The organism is Brenneria goodwinii (assembly GCF_002291445.1).
Taxonomy (GTDB): domain Bacteria; phylum Pseudomonadota; class Gammaproteobacteria; order Enterobacterales; family Enterobacteriaceae; genus Brenneria; species Brenneria goodwinii.
The window spans coordinates 3,614,374-3,634,381 of sequence record NZ_CP014137.1; the positions used below are offsets into that span (position 1 = coordinate 3,614,374).

The 20,008-nt window shown below is 52.9% G+C and carries 16 protein-coding genes and 4 pseudogenes; 12 read left to right on the plus strand and 8 right to left on the minus strand.

Translation table 11 applies throughout. The features are described 5' to 3' along the window. Positions 1-44: 44 nt before the first annotated feature. Positions 45-260, plus strand: a pseudogene (locus ACN28R_RS16055) (Arm DNA-binding domain-containing protein); the annotation flags it as partial. Between the two features lie 155 nt (positions 261-415). Here the strand turns inward: ACN28R_RS16055 and ACN28R_RS16060 are convergent. The 3 genes from ACN28R_RS16060 to ACN28R_RS16070 all read right to left on the minus strand — a co-directional run bounded on the left by ACN28R_RS16060 (position 416) and on the right by ACN28R_RS16070 (position 2,118). Beyond that, positions 416-601, minus strand: a complete 186-nt coding sequence (locus tag ACN28R_RS16060) for a hypothetical protein (protein ID WP_183096835.1) — start codon at positions 599-601, stop codon at positions 416-418. A 93-nt stretch (positions 602-694) separates the two neighbouring features. Beyond that, positions 695-1,495 carry a hypothetical protein gene (locus tag ACN28R_RS16065; RefSeq protein WP_231604067.1) on the minus strand — a complete coding sequence of 267 codons (801 nt, stop codon included), beginning with the start codon at positions 1,493-1,495 and terminating at the stop codon, positions 695-697. Between the two features lie 485 nt (positions 1,496-1,980). Then, complete coding sequence (locus ACN28R_RS16070) at positions 1,981-2,118, minus strand: IS3 family transposase (protein WP_082152978.1); 138 nt, start codon at positions 2,116-2,118, stop codon at positions 1,981-1,983. A 419-nt stretch (positions 2,119-2,537) separates the two neighbouring features. Between ACN28R_RS16070 and ACN28R_RS16075 the strand changes: the two are divergent. Both ACN28R_RS16075 and ACN28R_RS16080 read left to right on the plus strand, forming a co-directional pair. Continuing rightward, a pseudogene (locus ACN28R_RS16075) lies at positions 2,538-2,735 on the plus strand (CcdB family protein); the annotation flags it as partial. Between the two features lie 244 nt (positions 2,736-2,979). Continuing rightward, a complete protein-coding gene (locus ACN28R_RS16080) occupies positions 2,980-4,602 on the plus strand; it encodes a carboxylesterase/lipase family protein (protein WP_145957976.1) in 1,623 nt (540 codons plus the stop codon). A gap of 309 nt (positions 4,603-4,911) precedes the next feature. Here ACN28R_RS16080 and ACN28R_RS16085 read toward each other — a convergent pair. Next, a pseudogene (locus ACN28R_RS16085) lies at positions 4,912-5,049 on the minus strand (thiolase family protein); the annotation flags it as partial. Positions 5,050-5,246: 197 nt separating this feature from the next. Between ACN28R_RS16085 and ACN28R_RS16090 the strand changes: the two are divergent. From ACN28R_RS16090 to emrB, 3 genes are read left to right on the plus strand one after another with little or no spacing between them, the layout of a single operon-like run. Continuing rightward, positions 5,247-6,701: an efflux transporter outer membrane subunit gene (locus ACN28R_RS16090; RefSeq protein ID WP_095834932.1), complete on the plus strand. Its 1,455-nt coding sequence runs from the start codon at positions 5,247-5,249 to the stop codon at positions 6,699-6,701. Between the two features lie 25 nt (positions 6,702-6,726). Beyond that, entirely contained in the window at positions 6,727-7,902 is a 1,176-nt protein-coding gene (gene emrA / locus ACN28R_RS16095) for a multidrug efflux MFS transporter periplasmic adaptor subunit EmrA (protein ID WP_095834933.1), read from the plus strand. A 17-nt stretch (positions 7,903-7,919) separates the two neighbouring features. Beyond that, positions 7,920-9,449, plus strand: coding sequence for a multidrug efflux MFS transporter permease subunit EmrB (emrB, locus tag ACN28R_RS16100; protein ID WP_072065809.1), 1,530 nt, complete (start codon positions 7,920-7,922; stop codon positions 9,447-9,449). A 77-nt stretch (positions 9,450-9,526) separates the two neighbouring features. Here emrB and ACN28R_RS16105 read toward each other — a convergent pair whose 3' ends face one another. From ACN28R_RS16105 to ACN28R_RS16120, 4 genes and pseudogenes are all read right to left on the minus strand, one after another. After that, positions 9,527-9,688, minus strand: coding sequence for a hypothetical protein (locus ACN28R_RS16105; protein WP_183096833.1), 162 nt, complete (start codon positions 9,686-9,688; stop codon positions 9,527-9,529). Continuing rightward, positions 9,678-9,953, minus strand: coding sequence for a hypothetical protein (locus ACN28R_RS16110; RefSeq protein WP_048636354.1), 276 nt, complete (start codon positions 9,951-9,953; stop codon positions 9,678-9,680). Before ACN28R_RS16110 ends, ACN28R_RS16105 begins: the two co-directional genes overlap by 11 nt. A 28-nt stretch (positions 9,954-9,981) precedes the next feature. Continuing rightward, a complete protein-coding gene (locus tag ACN28R_RS16115; protein WP_048636355.1) occupies positions 9,982-10,263 on the minus strand; it encodes a DUF4282 domain-containing protein in 282 nt (93 codons plus the stop codon). A 282-nt stretch (positions 10,264-10,545) separates the two neighbouring features. Further along, positions 10,546-10,694, minus strand: a pseudogene (locus ACN28R_RS16120) (IS3 family transposase); the annotation flags it as partial. Between the two features lie 131 nt (positions 10,695-10,825). Here ACN28R_RS16120 and ACN28R_RS16125 point away from each other — a divergent pair. The 6 genes from ACN28R_RS16125 to ACN28R_RS16150 all read left to right on the plus strand — a co-directional run bounded on the left by ACN28R_RS16125 (position 10,826) and on the right by ACN28R_RS16150 (position 19,932). After that, the gene (locus ACN28R_RS16125) at positions 10,826-11,611 is read left to right on the plus strand and encodes a response regulator transcription factor (RefSeq protein WP_197088961.1); all 786 of its coding nucleotides are present in this window, start codon (positions 10,826-10,828) and stop codon (positions 11,609-11,611) included. Positions 11,612-11,624: 13 nt separating this feature from the next. Further along, a complete protein-coding gene (locus ACN28R_RS16130) occupies positions 11,625-13,010 on the plus strand; it encodes a HAMP domain-containing sensor histidine kinase (RefSeq protein WP_048636356.1) in 1,386 nt (461 codons plus the stop codon). 348 nt (positions 13,011-13,358) lie between these two features. Then, positions 13,359-14,090 carry a transferrin-binding protein-like solute binding protein gene (locus tag ACN28R_RS16135; protein ID WP_095834935.1) on the plus strand — a complete coding sequence of 244 codons (732 nt, stop codon included), beginning with the start codon at positions 13,359-13,361 and terminating at the stop codon, positions 14,088-14,090. Between the two features lie 194 nt (positions 14,091-14,284). Continuing rightward, positions 14,285-16,048 (plus strand): transferrin-binding protein-like solute binding protein, encoded by a 1,764-nt coding sequence (locus tag ACN28R_RS16140; RefSeq protein ID WP_183096826.1) that lies wholly within the window; start codon positions 14,285-14,287, stop codon positions 16,046-16,048. 121 nt (positions 16,049-16,169) lie between these two features. Beyond that, positions 16,170-17,618, plus strand: a complete 1,449-nt coding sequence (locus tag ACN28R_RS16145) for a surface lipoprotein assembly modifier (protein WP_186364035.1) — start codon at positions 16,170-16,172, stop codon at positions 17,616-17,618. 130 nt (positions 17,619-17,748) lie between these two features. Continuing rightward, positions 17,749-19,932: a FepA family TonB-dependent siderophore receptor gene (locus ACN28R_RS16150; protein ID WP_048636360.1), complete on the plus strand. Its 2,184-nt coding sequence runs from the start codon at positions 17,749-17,751 to the stop codon at positions 19,930-19,932. Positions 19,933-20,008 lie beyond the last annotated feature (76 nt).

Consider the following 20,008-nt stretch of genomic DNA (forward strand, 5'->3'; position numbering starts at 1 on the left):
CAGATTGCGGGTCGTTCAGTTCGATGAACGAAGGAGACCCTCACATGGCCCTGAATGACAGTAAAATCCGCGCAGCCAAACCTCTCGCAAAATCCTACAAACTTACCGATTCGCAAGGTCTGTACCTGACGGTATCCGCCAGCGGCGCTAAGTTATGGTATTTCCGCTATCGCCTCGGCGGTAAGGAAAACCGTCTGGCCTTTGGTCCTTACCCTCAGACTACGCTGTCGGAAGCCCGCGAAAAGGGCGACGCGGCGCGTAATAAGCGTCCCGCGTTCGGTGATCGGCGTCAGTCGTCCACGTCCGTTTCCCCGTAGTAATCCCGCAACCGCTTTCGCAGCACCAGTATCGCTGCCGCCTCCGCCTGCGATTTTTCCTTACGGACCAGCTCACGTTTAAGTTGCTTGATCTCTTTCTAGCTTTGTTTCAACGCAACCCGGTCATCCACTGAAGGCACCTGAAGAAAAGTCTGTTTCCACTGGGTGATTTGCTCTGGATATAGACCTTTTTCACGGCAGTACGCCACAATATCGGCCTCACTGAGTGTGTCGGTCTCGATAATCACGGCCAGGCGGCCACTGTTCGCTGTTTTTGTCTGCACCCGGCACTGGTTTCCCCTCTACTTTTGCCTGACTACGCCAGTTATGCATCAGCCATCAGTTATACATCAGCCATAGATATGGTGGATGAATATTCATCTTTTCACTTTAATAATATGATTTAAATCATCATTAAGCTCATCAAGCTTCATTTGTATCCTTATACTTTCAGCCTTACTTAAAATATAGATCATTTTATAATAAGGATATGAGTCCAAGCATGACAAGCGATATGAACTTATATTGTAGCCATCAAAAATAAATGCCCTGTAATCCTCATCCGAGACTTTAATAAACCTTGCATCTTTGTCACTGCCAAATGTTTTATATCCGCCACCGCAATAGAACCCCTCTGAAGAATCAAATTCTATAGATTGCCTAATGACATAGGTATCAACAACTACATGATATTTAAAATAACAAGCGCCAATAGTGATAATCAATAAGACTAAAGGAATAGCAACAGGTATTGAATCGTATTTTATACATAGCTTAACGGTTTTCTTACCACCGGTTACATTAAATTCCTTCTCAATCACTTTATTTTCAAATAAAGTTATAAAAATATAAATAAAACCAGAAAAAAGAAAGGACACAATAATCATTAAAATAATAAAATAAGCATATATTATAGTTCGAGACGAAGCGTCACTATAAGTCAAATCCATATAATTCATTGTGTTATTTCTCGCCCAAGAAAGTATACAATAGGCGATAAAAACTGAGATAAGTCGAGCCACCCAAATGATTCTTCCCTTATCTTTTTCGAAATACCCATTCGAGTTAGATATATAAAAGTAAGCTGAAAGAAACATTACAGAAATTGAAAAAACAAGAAATGAAATTGCAATATCATAACAACCTACCACTTCCATGAGAAATAAGAAGGACAGCATTAACACTCCGGATATATACATCGAAACAAGAGATTTATGATATCTACTCAATTTTCTCGTTCTTTTTCTTCTACTCGTACCAGCCCCAGATACATTGCTTATTATCCAGAACCGAGGGAACATAAACATTGAAATAATTATCAGTGTAATTATTAAGATAAATAATGGTAGAATTTTAGAGTCGGGAGGGCACAATAAAGACAAGGTCAAAAAAACAAACAATACATAATGACTATAAATTGATTTAGGCGGTTTTATCTTCTTATCTATGTTGTACATATTATAATCACCATCAAAGATTAGATTGTTCAGCTAAAATGAAATTTTTAGCTTTATTGCTGTAGCAATGTGCCCTTAAAATGTATGAATATCGAGTAGTACGATGCTTGTCCATTCCAAAAAGTCATTCAATATTAATAACATTGCCCAGGGATAAATACGACGACCAATGCTTTTGATCTGTCCCTGAAATTATTCCCACCTAATTACGCCGCCATTTCATAATCCACCGGCGTTTGATAACCCAACGTTGAGTGCCTGCGACGGCGATTGTAAAATACCTCAATATAATCAAACAGGGCGTTCATCGCCTGCTCTCTGCTGCTAAATGCTTTACCCTGCATAGTTCCGTTTTCAACGTGTGGTAGAAGCTTTCCATTACTGCATTATCATAACAGCAGCCTTTCCCGCTCATTGAGCAGAGTAAGCTATCGTTTTTCAATACCTCCTGATACCGATGGCTGGCGTACTGGCTCCTTCTGTCCGAATGCACAATAACCTTCCCTGTCAGTCCGCGCTGTTTTATCTCCATCTCCAGTGCATCAATCACCGTCGCCAGATAGAGCCAGCCTTCTTCCGTGCGAATCCGAAGCCCACGCGATATTCGTCGCTGACAGGTTAAACGCCCGGTTCAGCAAATTGGGCACGACCGGATAATCATGCCGGCTATTGATCGTCACTTTATAACCAACCTGATTCGCCGCTTTCGAGCAGCGATGCAACGGCTCTGCACTTGAACTCCGGGGTATATTGTTGTCTTGACATAGAAGCGCATCACCTGTCTGAGAAAGTGAATAAAACGCTGTTCCCTCAGATCCGTATCAATGGCGAAAATTATCGGCTGATGACCACGGAACTATCGAGCGTTCCCGTTGAAGTCATTGGCGAAATGATCGCAGATCTAAGCGACTCAGCCAATGAGATCAAGGATGCTATTAATCTTATGTTTTGGAAGATTTGAAAGAGATTTAATGCTTTCATATCAAGCCTAATGCATAGCGTCCCTTATGCTTAAATATAAGTAGTAGGCAACAAGAGCTCCAAAAGTGAATGGTCCTGTTTGCCGGGATACTTACAGTTCAAACCTACCCCCCGCCACAAATACAGCACGGTAGAACTTTCTCCAGCAAATCGGCCTTCAGGACGCACCGGCAACATACTTAATACAGAACGGCAAAGTGTGGATCAGATCACGGATATTTATTTTGACAAGTGAAATAAATACTGGGTGTTTATTAACAGTGCTGATGATCATGAAAAAAACGTATCAAGGGTTATTACTTACTTTTTCTTTATATTCAATTGGCGCCGTAGGCGCTATCCAGGGACCAATTAACGTAACCGGCGGCATGATAGAAGGTAAGCTATCCGCTGATAAGCAGCTGTCTATATTTCAGGGCATTCCTTATGCGGCGCCGCCCGTAGGTGAATTAAGGTGGAAAAAACCACAACCTGTAAACAAATGGAGCGGTGTTAAAAAGACGGACACTTTTGCCGCAGGCTGTATGCAAAAAGTGGTGACAGGCGACAAACTTCCCTGGACATCTGAATTTTTACATCAGGGTCCGATGAGTGAAGATTGTCTATACCTCAATATTTGGAGTCCAGCTCAATCCGATAAAGATAAACTGCCCGTTATCGTATTCATTCACGGCGGCGGATTTGTTGAAGGTTCGGGCAGTGTGCCAATCTATGACGGTGAGAATCTTGCGCGAAAAAATGTGATTTTTGTGAACATTAATTATCGGTTAGGCGTCTTCGGTTTCCTTACTCTTGAAGAACTGACGAAAGAATCAGGCAGCTCCGGTAACTACGCGCTTTATGATCAAATAGCGGCGCTTCATTGGATAAAAGACAATATCGATAAATTCGGCGGCGATAGTAATAATATTACGATTATGGGGCAATCCGCGGGGGCTAATTCGATTGTTGTTTTAAATGCATCGCCTTTAGCTCGCGGTTTGTATAATAAGGCCATCATGGAAAGCGCCCCTGGCAGCACCATCTCTAACTATGGCATCCGCCCGGCTGAGAGCCTGGGCATTCCTTTAGCCGATGCGGAAAGAAAGGTTTCTCAATGGGCTAAATCCAACGGCTATTCATCCTTAAGCGATCTGAGGAACGCGCCGGCTAATCAGTTGGTTGAAAAATTCGCGATCAATACGCCAATAAAGGGCGCAGTCATTGATGGCGCATTATTGCCGATGCAAATAGCCGAAATTTACAAAAAAAACAGACAGAATGATGTCCCTGTCCTGGCTGGCATGAATAAAGATGAGAGAGGAAGTGAGTCAGATTATGGCAAATGGAATGTAAACGATCTCGATTCTTATGCTAAAAAATACTATGGCGAACACCTGAATACATTTCATGCCTTATACAAGGCGGATGATAGCCATGATGTTGCTGTCGTCCAAAAAGATATTCTGCGGGATGAACGTCTTTACGCAATGAAATGGATGGCTCACCTTAGGATCCATTATGGCAATCAGCCAAATTATTTATACTTTTTTGGCAAAGCGATTCCCTGGCAGGAACATCCAAACTTTGGCGTATTCCATTCAAGCGAATTACCTTATGTTTTGAACAATCAGTCGAAACTCAATCGAAAATGGGATGCTACCGATAAAGCTCTGGGAAACGTGATGTCCTCCTATTGGGTCAATTTTGCAACCAGCGGCAACCCCAATGGTCACGGTTTACCCGTATGGAAGAGTTACAGCCAGAATGAAAAATCCGTTATCTGCCTGGATAAAGACATCAATATGTGTAATTTACTAAATAAAGACAAAGAAGATTTAATAGCCGGAAAAAAAGAAAGTCTATAATAGATTGTAGAAATCATCGACACATTAAATTAATGTTCAATAGCCATCGTTTTATTATCGATGGCTATTTTTCGTTCTCTCACCTGTTCCATCCGGGTATTCATGCAAGCCCAGCGCATCAGTTGCTTTTTTTATTGGCGACGTTTAATTTTCACAATGCCAGAAAGGGTTTATAGCTGACCGATTCCCCTGATTCCTCATTCTAGGCACACGATGAACTTACCGTGAGGTGTGCATGTTTTTCTCATCTTCAGCGTCGCTCCTGCTTGTTTGTCTGGTTGGCGCTTCAACGTTGTATCAGTACCACTCAGGCATCAGGTCAGGAGCCAGACTCATGTTCTCTTGACCACCGGCAATGCCAAGATCCGCATCCCGGTTTTTGATGGACTGCATCGCTAAATGAATAGCTTTCAGGCCGGATCCGCACACTTTATTTATGGTCATTGCAGGAAAAGGTAGTTGTCATTTATTGAAAACAGCATTAAATTAAACTCCAACGTTGTAGTTGTTTTTGATGATGAAGGAATTGAGATATGAAGATCAGCATTGTCATTTGCGGATACGGTCGGTCATTTCAGAGGCCATGACGCGATAGGACCCCGCGGCATCACGTAAATTCTTTAATCTTCTTTCAGGTAACCCCTATGCCACTCCAAACTTGCTGGAGGCTTACGCCGCTGTTTGCCGTTTTAATTTTGGCCGGCTGCGCCTCCAATAATCATATTGCGCCTCAATCGTCGCTGCTTGATACGCGACAGCTTCATCTGCAGCAGGCAAAAGCCCGTTCTCTGACCCTCGGTCCACAGTGGTGGCGCACTCTTAATGACCCGCAGCTCGACAATCTGATGACCACCACGTTGCAAAACTCGCCATCGTTACGCCAGGCAGCAGCCCGCGTGCGTGAAGCGCAGAGCGTGATGGGAGAGGCCGATGCGGCCAACGGCCCTTATCTGGATTTGAACGGTTCAATGCGACGTGAACGTGTGGCGAAAAACACGATCCCGCCGTTCCTGACCCGCTATCCCGAAGCGCCGATTTACGACAACAGCAACAGCCTCGGGCTGAATCTGAGCTATGAATTTGACTGGTGGGGTAAATACCGCAATCAGGTGAATGCCGCGCAAGCACGGGTGGATTCCACCCGTGCCGAACAGGCGGAAGCCGCGCTGACGCTAACTTGTTCGATGGCGTCAGCCTATTATCAGTTGCAGGCTAATCTGGCTTTGCAGGACGTCCTGCAACAGGAAGTGGATAACCATCAGCGCCTGGTGGATTTGCGTAAAGCGCAGTATCAAGCCGGTGTGTACGGTATTGAAATCCCACAACAAACGCGGGCTCAGGCCGACAGCGCCAAACAGCAGATCATCGTGCTGTCGTCACAGACCGAACAACTGAGACATCAGCTTTCCGCACTGGCCGGACGCGGCCCGGATGCGATGAGCGGGCTGCACGCCGTTACGCTGCCCTCGCCCGACGCGCTGTCACCGCAAGGCGAATTGACGCTGGATTTACTGGGCAAACGTCCTGACATTACCGCACAGCGCGATCTGGTGGAATCCTATTCCCAGCGTGTCAGCGCAGCGAAAAAAGCGTTTTATCCAAGCCTTTCTATCAGCGCCTTTGGTGGTCTGACGACCACCCACTACGGAGGCGTCAGCCCGAATCTTCTGGAAGCCGCCAGTAAAGCCTGGAACATCACGCCGGCCATTTCGCTGCCGATTTTCCACGCGGGAGCTTTGCGCGCCAAACTGGGCGAAGAGTCCGCGTTATTTGACCAGGCCGTCGAGTCGTATAACCAGACCATCCTGAACGCCATCCGGCAAACCGCGGATGCCATCACCCTGTCGAAAAGCGGTGCCGAACAATTGCAGCAGGCGTCTTCTGCCGCGAAATCGCTTGAAGCGGTGTATCGCGTTGCGGATGCAAGATACCGCGCCGGCATCATCGGAAGGGATGAGCTCTTAAGCAGCCAGTCAGCGTTTCAGCAACAACAACTGGCGCAACTTCGCGCCGGCAGTCAGTTGATGCAGGCAAAAATCCGTCTCATCCGTGCGCTTGGGGGCGGCTATCAGGCCCCCACAGCGGAGCAAAAATCATAATAAATAGACACATGTGGAGAAGATCATGAGCGCAAATGCCGACACTCAGGCAACACAGCAAACTCAGAAGAATAAAAAGAAAACGCGGAAAATCGCGATGCTCTTGTTAACCGGGATTTTCATTATTATCGCCATCGCCTATCTATTTTACTGGCTGCTGGTTTTACGTCATTTCGAGTCTACTGATGATGCGTATGTCGCCGGTAATCAGATTCAAATTATGGCTCAGGTGTCGGGCAGCGTGACCGACGTCAACTTCGACAGCACCGACTTGGTGAAAAAAGGCGATGTGCTGGTGTCTATCGATCCGACCGATGCGGAACAGGCTTTTGAGCGCGCTAAAACGGCGCTGGCAAACAGCGTGCGTCAAACGCATCAGTTGATCATTACCGGCAAACAGTATCAGGCGAATATCGCGCTGCGTCAGACGCAATGGCAACAGGCGCAAACCGACCTGAAACGCCGCGTTACGCTGGGGAATGTCGATGCGATTGGCCGTGAAGAGTTGCAACACGCCCGTGATGCCGTGGAAACGGCTAAAGCGCAATACGATGTCGCCGTTCAGCAATACAACGCCAATCAGGCGATGGTGCTGAATACGCCAGTGGCTCAGCAGCCGCAGGTTTTGCAGGCCGCCGCTCAGGTTCGTGATGCATGGCTCGCCCTGCAACGTACCAAAATCCGCAGTCCGATTGATGGCTTTGTGTCGCGCCGCGCCGTACAGATTGGGCAGCGGATCACGCCGTCCACCTCTTTGATAGCCGTTGTACCGGCCCATCACATTTGGGTTGATGCCAACTTTAAAGAAACGCAGTTGGAAAATATACGCATTGGTCAGGGGGTCACCGTCGTCAGCGATATGTACGGCGATAACGTAAAATATTCCGGCAAAGTGGTCGGTATGGACATGGGCACCGGCAGTGCGTTCTCACTGTTACCTGCTCAGAACGCCACCGGTAACTGGATCAAAGTGGTTCAGCGTCTGCCGGTACGTATTGAGTTAAACGATCGGGACGTAGCGCAACATCCGCTGCGCATCGGTTTATCCGCGCTGGTCACAGTCGACACCCAGAATCGGGATGGTCTGGTGCTGGCGAATACCGTCCGTACAGAACCGCTGTATCAGACATCCGCTCTGACGCTGGACCTGGCGCCGGTCAATGCCATCATTGCCGACGTTATTCATGCCAATGCAGGCTAAAATCTCTGGAGGCCTCTGTGGCAAATAAACCGCTGGTAGGTGCCCCGCTGGCTTGGATGACGGTGGCGTTGTCTATGGCCACCTTTATGCAGGTTCTGGACTCGACGATCGCCAACGTGGCGATCCCAACCATTGCCGGGAATCTCGGCGCCTCGAACTCTCAGGGCACCTGGGTCATCACGTCATTCGGGGTGGCAAACGCCATCTCGATCCCGATCACCGGTTGGCTGGCAAAACGCATCGGTGAGGTCAAACTATTCCTGTGGTCGACCGGGCTGTTTGCCGTCGCCTCCTGGCTGTGTGGTATGTCCAGCAGCCTGGGAATGCTGATTTTCTTCCGTGTGGTACAGGGGGTGGTGGCGGGTCCGCTGATCCCGCTGTCGCAAAGTCTGTTGCTGAATAACTATCCGCCGGCCAAGCGAAGTACCGCGCTTGCGCTCTGGTCGATGACGGTGATCGTCGCCCCGATTTGCGGGCCGATCCTCGGCGGATACATCAGTGATAACTATCACTGGGGCTGGATCTTCTTTATCAACGTGCCGATCGGCATTGCGGTGGTATTCCTGACGCTGAAAACGTTGAAGGGCCGCGAAACCGCGACGCAGATCCGCCCGATCGACTGTGTCGGCTTAATGCTTCTCGTTCTGGGCATCGGCGCATTGCAGGTGATGCTCGATCAGGGTAAGGAGCTCGACTGGTTTAACTCGACCGAAATTATCGTGTTGGCAATCGTGGCGGTGGTCGCGCTTTGCTTCCTTGTGGTCTGGGAACTGACGGACGACCACCCGATAGTCGATCTATCGTTGTTTAAATCGCGAAATTTTACCATCGGCGTGCTATGTATCAGCCTGGCCTTCATGCTCTATGTCAGCTCTCTTGTATTGCTGCCGCAGCTATTGCAGGTGGTCTATGGTTATACCGCTACTTGGGCGGGGCTGGCATCGGCGCCGGTCGGGATATTGCCGATTCTGATATCACCGGTTATCGGCCGCTTTTCGCACCGTCTGGATATGCGCAAGCTGGTGACGTTCAGCTTTATTATGTACGCCTACTGTTTCTTCTGGCGTGCGTATACGTTCGAACCGGAGATGGATTTTGGCGCTTCCGCATGGCCGCAGTTTATTCAGGGGTTCGCCGTGGGTTGCTTCTTCATGCCGCTGACCACCATTATTTTTTCCGGGTTAGCGCCGGAACGTATGGCGGGGGCATCCAGTTTGTCGAACTTTATCCGTATTCTGATGGGGTCAATCGGTACGTCGATTACCACGACGATGTGGTCAAACCGAGAGTCGCTGCATCATGCACAGCTAACGGAAAACATCACGCCGTTTAATCCGGCGGCGACACAAATCTATCAGCAACTCGAAGGCAGGGGCATGAGTCACCAGCAGGCATCCGGCTGGATAGCGCGAGAGATCACCAATCAGGGGCTGATTATTTCGGCCAACGAGATCTTCTGGTTATCCGGAGGGGCGTTCCTGGTACTGCTGATATTAATCTGGTTCGCCCGTCCGCCGTTCAGCAGCGGAGGCGGCGGCGCGCACTGATGCCTGCTGCCTGAAAGCCAAAACGGACGCTCAATGCGTCCGTCATCGGCATTCCGACTTTTGAAAGATTTCAGGCGTCACTTCCCGAATAAGCGCTCATGAATCCAGCCTTTATTCGTCAGCAGAAATACATCTGTTCTTTTCACCGGCTGACTTTCTGAAGCCAGATCTTGCTTTAACTGTTTGTTAATTTCCAGCAGTTCTGGTGTTTTCGCCCAGTCAGGAACATCAGTAACCATATATGGAAAGGAGACCTTTCTCTGCCATTACATGAAGCATTCCTGGAAGGTTATCAAAATAAAACCCATCCGTTTTCATTGGAAAGTTTGCTTTGCTGTAACAATTAGCATACTTCGTATCAAGATATTGTTGTGCTGCAACCTTGAATTTATCTTCATTTGCCTTCTTCGGATCGTTACATCCTGTCAATGCAATTAAGAGACTCGAAACCAAGACCGTTATTTTTAACTTAAAAAACATATCATTAACCGCCTTGTTAACCATCAAATCCTATTTGGCAATGACTTACTTATCAATCTTTATCGATTAAATCAGCTCCGTCTTTGGCCGGAATGTTATCGGCAATCTTTTTAACCTGCCGATAAATATTAAACATCAGGATAATCATCTCACAACCTACGCGTAAACCGATGACACTGAAGATAAAACCAATTATTCCAATAATAGGATTAGAAATCACCCCGATAATGCCGCCAATAACCGTAAAGGCAAGTAATAACCAGTAGACAACTTTGATGATCCTAGGCGTAATCATTTCATCAAAGTCCAACCACATCTTTATTACGTTTCCCATATAACTCTCCTTTGTTAAAAACAATAATTTTATCTAAAGCTGTATTTAAAGCTGTTATTTTTACTATAGTGTCAGAAAAATAACATACTGAATGCAAGAACATGCCGATTATGCCAGATATAACTGGCGTCATTCAATCATTTAAATAATAGCTTTACCATTACAATAACATGAAATAAATTCATACCATTACATTAATGAGCAATAAAATAATATTAATTATTAATGAATGGAAAATAATTTTCCCGTCATTCTTCACGAAAATCGAAAAGCCGCCGGGGTCAACCACCGGACGACCCGCTGCACCGGGATGTTCAGGTCGATTTCCATCGTCAGTGCCGCCCCCGGTTAAAATCTGCCACCGCACTAAACGAGCGAAAACATCTGACACATCCCCGCGCATCATGCATAAAACCCGTAGACCAGCTCTCAATACTTGCACTTGAGAATGAGTATCAATTGTAATAATGTGTCATGATGATTTCCAGGATGGCAGCGTTCTGCAGGAAGTCGGCCAGGGGCACGCCATTTACCCGAATGATAGACGGTATGAGGCAGTGAAATGTTTCAAGAGGATTCCCGCGTGGGTTTTCCAGCGTCAAGGACAGGCAAGCCGGTGCCGGATGGCGCCGCGGGTCGGTGTGATGAAATGCCCCGGAATCAGCGTATTCTGGTCATTGAGGACGATCCCATCTTTGCCGGCGTATTGCAGAACCATCTTAGTCGCGTCGGGTTTGACGTCACGCTCAGCGCCGACGGGCGGGAAGTCCTCCCTCTGTTGTGCCGCAGACAATTTGATCTCCTGCTGATGGACATTCTTCTGCCTGGCGGCAACGGCCTGGAAATCCTGTCCCTGCTGCGCGCCACTCACAAAACTCCCGTCATTCTGATGTCGGCGCTGGGTTCCGAGCACGATCGGATCGCCGGCTTCCTCCAGGGCGCGGATGATTATCTGCCCAAGCCGTTCAGCATGGCGGAACTGGAGGTGCGCATCGCCGCGGTACTGCGCCGGGTCGCGTATGAACGGGACGCGGCGCAACATCCGCCGCATGGCGATGCGCACCTGCATTGCGACGAGCGCAGACAGGATGTCCGGTGTGGAGAACGATGGGCGGAACTAACGCCGACCGAATACCGGTTGCTGGCGATTCTGCTGCGCAGCAAAGAAGAAGTGCTGAGCAAGGCGTTCCTCTATCAACAGGTGCTGCACCGCCCGTACACGCAATATGATCGCGTGCTCGATATGCACGTCAGCCACCTGCGCCGCAAATTGCAGGCGATCGGCTATGTGGATCGCAGTATCGACGCCGTCTGGGGCAAGGGTTATGTGCTGAAAAAAGCAAGATGAGACAAGCCGCAAAATGAATATTCCCGATAGACACTCCCTGCTCTGGAAACTGGTGGGGATCATTACGTTGTTCTGTTTCCTGCTTATCGGCCTTTATACGCAGCAAAGAGAACTTCTATTACAGCGCACGGCATTCATTGCGGACCGCGACAAGGTAACGCTGCGCGCCTACGCGCACGAGGCGGAAGAAATCTGGCGGCAGGAAGGCGCAGTTGGGGTGGCGAGTTTCCTCGCCAGGCTGCGCGATCGGGAAAACGTATGGGCGGACGTGCTTGACGAAGGCTCGCGCTCCGTGACCGGGCAGCCTTTACGGGGACGTGCGCGCGTGCGCGTCAATTTTATGCGCGAGCTGGACTGGAGCGTGGGGCGGCCGTTCGACAACGATTCCGCGACCATATTCATCCCCTTCGCGGACGGGCGGCACCGCCTGGTTATGGAGTTGCCGTGGCATATGAATCCGCGCCGTCATTTCGCCATGTTGACCAATCTGCTGCATCTGCTGCCGATAGTGCTGTCGATGCTGCTGGGAGTGCTGCTGTACCGCATCTTCATTCCGCCGCTTTTTCGCCTCAGCGCAAAGGCGCGCTGCTTTGGCGCCGGCAATTTTGCGGCGCGGATCGGCTCGCCGATGATCCAACGCCAGGATGAGATGGGTACGCTCGCCAATGCTTTCGACCACATGGCGGATCGGCTGGAAAACACCATCGAATTCCAACGCACCTTGCTGCACAACCTATCCCATGAGTTGCGCACGCCGCTCAGCCGCCTACGCGGTCTCAACGAAAAGACGCAGGACAGCGAGATATTGCGCCAGCGCCTCGGCTATGAAATCGACGCTATGGAGCGCCTTATCGGCAACACGCTGCAATTCATTCGCTTGAACACCGAAACGCCCGACCTTCCGCGCGAGGAAGTGGATGTCGCCATGCTGTGGGACATCATCAAAGCCGACGCCTGCCTGGAAAGCGGTTGGGACGCGTCGCGCATCCGCCGTTCGCTGGAGCCGGAGGAGTGCCTGGTGCAGGCCAATCTCAGCGGCCTGGGGCAGACGTTGGAAAATGTCCTGCGCAATGCCATTCGCCATTCGCCGCCCGACGGGACCGTTTCCCTGTCCGCCCGGCGCGAAGGCGACGTCTGGCGCATCGAGGTGCGGGATCAAGGGCCGGGCGTGGCCGAGGACAAACTGCAATACATCTTGCTGCCCTTTGCCCGCCTCGGCCAGGCCCGCGTGGGCGACGGCGGCTTCGGCCTGGGCCTGTCCATCGCACGCAGCATGATCGCCCTGCAGGGCGGAACCCTGTGGGCCGAAAACGCCCATCCCGGCCTGCGCATTTGCATGACCCTGCCCGCTTATCCTCCAGTTTCTGCCCCGCGGAATATGCCCGCTGCGGCCGATTGACTCCCGTTCGCGGCACCGCCGCATAATTATGCTTCCCCCTATGCCTCCCCGTCAGCGTGAAAACCACTAGTCCGCGGCCAATGCGGGCGCCCCGAGCAAGAGCAATGACACCGTCGCGGACAGACAAAGACACATCCAGACATATATAAACGTATATTTTGTAAATTTATTTACACTGCCTTAATGCAAATGCATATCATTTGGAAAATTATTCGCCGGGGCCGGTTAGCGCAAAAGGTTTGCTAACGGGGTTCAACCGGTCCGGCGCGCTGGAAATGGTGTTCTAGGTAACCTGTTCTATGTAAACAATTATTTCAACTCTCACACACTCTCTCTAGAGGTATTGTCATGAAAAAGTTGTTATGCATTACCGCAGTCATATCACTCTCACTGAGCGCCGGGCTTCAGGCGCAAACGTATAGCGGATTCGCGACCACCATCGCGGGTGGCGCCGACGGCACCCGCCAGGCTCAGGGGATCGTCGATATCAGCTCCGATGACCTGAATACGGTGGTGGTCAATGGCGTCACGATCGATGCTACCGTCCCGGAGATTGGCGCTTGGCCCGCCATCGATGACACTGATGCCGTATTCATCTACGGCATCAACGTGGCGCAGAAGAAGTTCCTGTATGCGAGCAAGGATGAGGCATTTAACTACCTGAAGATCGGCAGCTATATCAGTCGCATCACCAACGCGGGCCAGATCGACACCGTGTTCGTGCAGGGCGAGGCCACGCCGGCATCGGCGGTGCCGCAGACCGGCACCGCATCCTATGAGGGCGGAGCGGTGGTCGGCCAGATCGTGGGCAGCGGCAGCAGCGGCGCCAGGGTGACGACCGGCGCGTCGTTCGATGTCGACTTCGGCAACAAATCGCTGGCAGCTACCATCGCAGCCGACGGCACCGTGCTGACCAACGACCTGACCTTTAACGCGGCTATCGCCGGCAACGGCTTCTCCGGCACCAACGGCGACTTCTCAACCCAGGGCCAATTCTACGGCCCGGCCGCGCAGGAGCTGGGCGGCGTATTCCAGGATAACAGCGCCAATATCGTCGGCGCCTACGCCGGCAAACAGTGATCCGCGCCAGGTAGCATCCGCCCGGAATCACGGGCGGGCAGAGTTGTCGGGGGCTATGGCCCCCGTTTTTTTCCAAAGAATTTTGCTGCGCGTATTCCGGCCAGGCTGATGGAATTTGCCGATGCGGCCGGGGACGTCAATCGCCGATCCGATAAACACAACGGTGGCCAATAACAATGAACAAGCATTTAACAGTGAGAAAATTTTTTCTGACCGCTATCGCGCTGGCGGCGCATCTGGCGCTGAGCGCATGCAGCACCAGTGATGAGGTGGTCTTCAATACGGGCTCGCCCACGACCGGCGGGGGCGGCGACAATAACGACGACGGCCTGGTCTATAAGAAAGATAGCATTCCCGCCGACGCCCTTACGGTGTCCGGCAACTATGTGGAAAGGAATGGCGAGGGGGGCGATATCGGCGCCATCACCGATACCACCCACGCCATCGCCGGCAGTCGGGCCACTCTCACCGACACCTACTCTATCGTGCAGGCCGACGGCACGACCTACAATCCCATATACAGCTACCAATCCAAACTGTTGGAAGAAGCGGTTGCCGCCGGCGACGACTTCTACGTTCTTGACCGCCTGGGCTACTACGGCCTGATTAAATACTTCGGCGTCAATCTGGGCTCGGCGCTGTGGGGTCTGTCGTACGCCACGTCGAGCAGCGTGGGGGGAAACGGCTATCTTGAAATGGCTTTCGCTCAGGGCTTCGCCACCGATACCGATGTTATGTCGGCGCTGACCGGCACCGCCACCTACGCGGGTCGCGCCATCATCAGCGGCGCCGGCTTCGATATCGCGAACGGCACGTCCGTAGAAGCCGATTCCGCCTTCAGCGTCGACTTCGGCAGCAAGACCCTTACCGGCACCCTCTCTCCCTCGTCGAATAGTACCACCAGCTTTGACGATATCAGCCTGGCCGCCGCCATCACGGGCAATTCGTTCAGCGGCGAAAAAGACGGCACCACCACCGCGGGCCAGTTCTACGGCGCCAACGGCAATGAACTGGCCGGCACATTCTCGAACAGCGAAAAGGATTTCCTCGGCGCCTATGGCGCGATCAAGGGCGTGACGGGCGACGGCAGCGGGGACGACGGCTCGGATGAGTCCGGCTCGGTCTACGTTTCCGGCGGATATAGGACGGTCAGAACAGGCCTGTACCCCACCGGCGGAGCGGGCATCGATGAAATCACCCAAAGCGAAAAGAGCCTTAACGAGCTGACCGATCCGGCGACGGTGGCGTACGGGAAGTTTACCGTTACCTACGCCGACGACAATGGATGGGTGTCCTACTATGATAATGACACCAAAGATCTGGTCGCCACCATCGGGCAGGACGACCCGATACCCGAGGCCTGCCAGGTAAATACGTGCATCGTTAGCATCGGTCGATCTAGCGCCTTACTGTATGATTTCTACACGCTGCTGAGGTATACCCAAAATGCATACAAGCTGACACTGTACGATGCCGGATACCTGTATTTCCCCGGCAGAAATGCATCCGGCAGCACGCCGATTGGGAGCAGCGTCGTTGGATTTAACCTGAAATACGCGCAGTGGTTTGCTGGCAGCAGCGACAACAGGGTATTTGGCGATATGACCCCGGAAAATTCCATGCCCATTTCAGGCTCGGTCACCTATAGCGGGCTGGCGGGGACGTCCACCACTTATTCCACACTGGCCAACAAATCGAGCGTCGTCATTCCCTCCACCGCGCTATTCAGCGTGGATTTTACCAACAAGTCGTTCGCCGGCACCATCGCCGCCATGGACAAGTCGATCGATGACATCGAACTAGGCGGCAGAGTCACCGGCAACTCTTTCGTCGGAACCAAAGACGGCTTCACCACGCAAGGTTATTTCTACGGTCCGAATGCAGCGGAAATGGCCGGCGTATACCAGAACGCCGAAACCATGGTGCAAGGCGCATTCGGCGCCCAGGCGACGCCGTAGCGCGCCGCCGGGTCGGCACGCATAACGTCCCGGCCCGCGGTTTTCGTCTTCGTCCTCGCCTGATTGACCCAGCGTGCAGTCGGAACGCTGCCGCTATTTTCGCAACGCTTTGGAAATCAACATGATAAAAGGGTATTTGTGGATTTTCGCACCGCTGCTGGCGGTGGTTCCGGGCGCCACGGCGGCGGCGGACGCGCCCGCCGTTCCCCGGCCCCCCGTTCCCGAGCAGAACCGCAACTTCAACCTGACCGACGATCCGCTGAACCGGCGCGAATCGCCGTCGTGGCTTGAACCGCAGACGCACCAGCAGAAAAAAGTCATCAATCTGAGCGAACAGGATTTGCTGGCCAGGCCCGAGCTATTGAGCCGCATGATGATGGTATCGCTGCTCAAGCAGGACATCCGCGCCATCCGCGTGCTGTATCCGATCTATATCCGGCTGCCGGGCCACGATCCGCTGATGGCTCGCTACGCCGAGGGCGAAATAGCGCGCGACGACGGCGATTTCGGCACGGCGATCGAAAAATACCGCGCCATCCTGGATCAGGACGAAACGCTATCGATGGTGCGTTTCAGCATGGCGATCGCGCTGTACGTCGATAACCAACTGGGCCCGGCGCGCCGGGAGTTCGCCACGCTGGCGCAAGATAGTCAAACCCCCGAGGGCTTTCGCCAGACGATCGCGATGTTCCAGGCGGGCATCGACCGACAGACCGGCTGGAAGATGGACGCCAGCGTCAGCTATGTCTCGGATCCGAACGTCAACAACGCGCCGGACCAGCGCTACATCGATACCGCCTATGGCCGCTGGACCCTGCCCGCGCGTCAGTCCGCGCATGGCGTCAAATACTATGCCGGGCTGCGTAGGGATACGCCGATCGACGGCCACTTCTACTGGCGCAATCAGGCCTATGTGTTCGGCAAATCCTACTGGGACAACCACGATTACGACGACGTCTACGGCCGCCTGACCAGCGGCATCGCCTGGCGCAGCGCGCGGCACGACCTCTCGCTGATGCCGTTCTTCGCCCACCGCTGGTTCGGCACCGAGCCCTATTCGCAGACGGTGGGCGCCAGGGCGCAGGAGAACTATTTCATCAACCGCGACTGGCAGATCATCTCCGCGCTCGAATACGGCCGCCTAACCTACGACTCGCGCACCTACCTGGACGGCTACAGCCTGTCAGCATCGTTTTCCGTCGTGCATCGTCTTTCCGATCGCCAGTATCTGGTGCTGGGCGCCGACGCGGGCAAACAGACCGCCAGAGACCGCAGCGACGCCTACGACTACTACGGCGCACGGCTGGCGCACGTTTTCGTCTGGCCGCTGAACATCACGTCGCAGACCGAGATCGGCGTGGTGCGGCGCGAATATCAGGCGCTGAATTTCTTCAACGTCGTGCAATCGGATCAGGATTACACCGCTTCCCTGACCTTGTGGAAAAACGACTGGAGCTGGCAGGGCTTCACGCCCAGGCTCACGTTTGATTACCGGAAAGTGAACAGCAATTACGTGATGGCCGAGTATTCGAAAAAACAGATCGGCATCGAAATCAAAAAGGAATTCTGACGCGCCGGGGCCGTTTTTTCCCAGGGAATGGGCGAACAGAGCCGGAATGGCGGCGATCTCCCTGTTCATGGCTCCGGCATCAACGCGATGAAAACCAAATAAAAAGCGCAACCGGAATTTGGAGAACAACATGAAATTTAAAAGGGCCATTATCTCATCACAGATCGCGCTGTTGTTTTCTCCCTTGTGCGCAACTATGGCATACGGGCAGGACGAGAGCGACGAGGCCGGGCAGGACGTCATGATCGTCACCGCCGAGGAACAGCTCAAGCAAAGCCTCGGCGTCTCGACGATCGGCAGCGAGGATATCGACAAGAGCGGCGTCACCAACGATCTGTCGGAGATCATCCGCAAACAGCCGGGCGTGAACCTGACCGGCAACTCGACCAGCGGCCAGCGCGGTAACAACCGGCAGATCGAGATCCGCGGCATGGGGCCGGAAAATACGCTGATTCTGATCGACGGCAAGCCGGTGCGCAGCCGCAACTCGGTGCGTTTCAGCCGCCGCAACGAGCGCGATACGCGCGGGGATTCAAACTGGGTGCCGGCTGAAATGGTGCAGTCCATCGAGGTATTCAGAGGCCCGGCCGCCGCTCACTATGGCGACGGCGCCGCCGGCGGCGTGGTGAACATCATCACCAAGAAGAACTTCGACACCTTTTCCGGCAGCGTCAACACCTACTATTCCAGACCCTACCATGAGGAGGAAGGCGACACCCGGCGCGCCAACTTCAACCTGATGGCGCCGCTGGGCGACCGGCTAGGGCTGCGCGTGTACGGCGGCTACAACAAGACCGACGCCGACGCCTGGTATATCAACCTGCTGCATAACCGGCCGGAAGACGGCAGCCTGCCCTCCTCCATTACCGCCGGCCGTGAGGGCGTGAAGAACCGCGACGGAAACGTGCTGCTGCGCTGGTCGCCGCTGGACGCGCATACGGTGGATTTCGAGTATTCCAACAGCCAGCAGAGGAACATCTACGCGGGCGACACGCAGTTGAGCAACGGCTCGGTGGCCGGGCTGCCGGGCAGCAGCTCCGCGACCAGCCTGGCCGGGTTAATCGGCGGCAACACCAACACCATGACGCGCGACGTCTATTCCGTCACATACAACGGACGCTGGGACAACGTCAGCAATGCCAGCTACCTGCAGTACGAAAAAACCAAAAACGATCGCTACGACGAAGGGTTGAGCGGGTACGGCGAGGGGATCATCGCCAACGGCCGCAGCCGCATCACCTCCAAACTCAAAAATCTCGATCTCAAGAGCGAAACCACGATCAATTTCCAGCAACCGTTCACCCACAGCCTGACGTTCGGCCTGGGCTATACTCAGGCCAAGCTGCACGATATGAACATCGTCAAACAACAGGCGCTGGATCCGGAGGATATCGGCGATCGCAGCCCCGATTACAAAACCCGGTTGTTCAGCGCAACGCTGGAAGACAACCTCTTTCTCGAAAACGGGCTGACCATCACGCCGGGGCTGTTCTTCGAACACCACGATATCATCGGCCACAGCGTCAATCCGTCGCTGAACGTCGGGTACGCGCTGTCCGACAGCCTGATGGTGAAGGCGGGCATCGCGCGCGCCTACAAGTCGCCCAACATCTACCAGCTCGACCCCGACTACCGGATGTATAGCCAGGGCTTCGGCTGCTGGGGCGGCAGCGGGCCATGCTATATCCGGGGCAACGACCAGCTCAAGGCCGAGAAAAGCCTCAACTCGGAGATCGGCCTGGAATATGACAACGGCACGATCCTGACCAACGCCACGTTCTTCAACAACGATTACCGCAACAAGGTCGAGCCAGGCATTCAGCCGCTCGCTCAGGTCGGCTCCCTGTATGAATATCAGTACTACAACGTTCCCAAGGCCATCGTCCGGGGCATCGAAAGCACCTTCAACATCCACCTGACCGAGAGCATCAGTTGGAACAACAACCTGACTTATATGATCGAATCGAAGAACAAAGCGACGGGCGAAGCGTTGTCGACGATCCCCAAATTCACCTTGAATTCCACGCTCAGTTGGGACATCACCGAAAAGCTCAACGCCAATGTCATGGCGACGCTGTACGGCAAACAAGAGTCAAGAAGCCTCGACTCGCAGGGAAACCCGTACGACGGGAAAGATCGCGGCGCCTACGCGCTGTGGTCCGTCAGCGGCAACTACCAGTTTAACAAGCAGATCAAGCTGCGCGCCGGCGTCAACAACGTCTTTGATAAACAGCTATACCGCACCGGCAACGGCGCCGAAACCTACAACGAACCTGGGCGGGCGTTCTGGGCCGGCGTGAATGTTGCGTTCTGAACGGCGGCCGGGGGATCGGCGTCCATCCGGTGCCCGGCCGCGTAATGATTTATCCACCGCCGGACATCCCACCGCC

What these genes read in the sequence shown, in the direction of transcription:
- ACN28R_RS16070 (WP_082152978.1), bottom strand. Translation starts at nt 2,118, where the DNA reads ATGCAGGGTAAAGCATTTAGCAGCAGAGAGCAGGCGATGAACGCCCTG.
- ACN28R_RS16115 (WP_048636355.1), bottom strand. Translation starts at nt 10,263, where the DNA reads ATGGGAAACGTAATAAAGATGTGGTTGGACTTTGATGAAATGATTACG.
- ACN28R_RS16065 (WP_231604067.1), bottom strand. Translation starts at nt 1,495, where the DNA reads ATGCTGTCCTTCTTATTTCTCATGGAAGTGGTAGGTTGTTATGATATT.
- ACN28R_RS16125 (WP_197088961.1), top strand. Translation starts at nt 10,826, where the DNA reads ATGTTTCAAGAGGATTCCCGCGTGGGTTTTCCAGCGTCAAGGACAGGC.
- ACN28R_RS16150 (WP_048636360.1), top strand. Translation starts at nt 17,749, where the DNA reads ATGAAATTTAAAAGGGCCATTATCTCATCACAGATCGCGCTGTTGTTT.
- emrA (WP_095834933.1), top strand. Translation starts at nt 6,727, where the DNA reads ATGAGCGCAAATGCCGACACTCAGGCAACACAGCAAACTCAGAAGAAT.
- ACN28R_RS16105 (WP_183096833.1), bottom strand. Translation starts at nt 9,688, where the DNA reads ATGGTTACTGATGTTCCTGACTGGGCGAAAACACCAGAACTGCTGGAA.
- ACN28R_RS16110 (WP_048636354.1), bottom strand. Translation starts at nt 9,953, where the DNA reads ATGGTTAACAAGGCGGTTAATGATATGTTTTTTAAGTTAAAAATAACG.
- ACN28R_RS16130 (WP_048636356.1), top strand. Translation starts at nt 11,625, where the DNA reads ATGAATATTCCCGATAGACACTCCCTGCTCTGGAAACTGGTGGGGATC.
- ACN28R_RS16090 (WP_095834932.1), top strand. Translation starts at nt 5,247, where the DNA reads ATGCCACTCCAAACTTGCTGGAGGCTTACGCCGCTGTTTGCCGTTTTA.
- ACN28R_RS16145 (WP_186364035.1), top strand. Translation starts at nt 16,170, where the DNA reads ATGATAAAAGGGTATTTGTGGATTTTCGCACCGCTGCTGGCGGTGGTT.
- ACN28R_RS16135 (WP_095834935.1), top strand. Translation starts at nt 13,359, where the DNA reads ATGAAAAAGTTGTTATGCATTACCGCAGTCATATCACTCTCACTGAGC.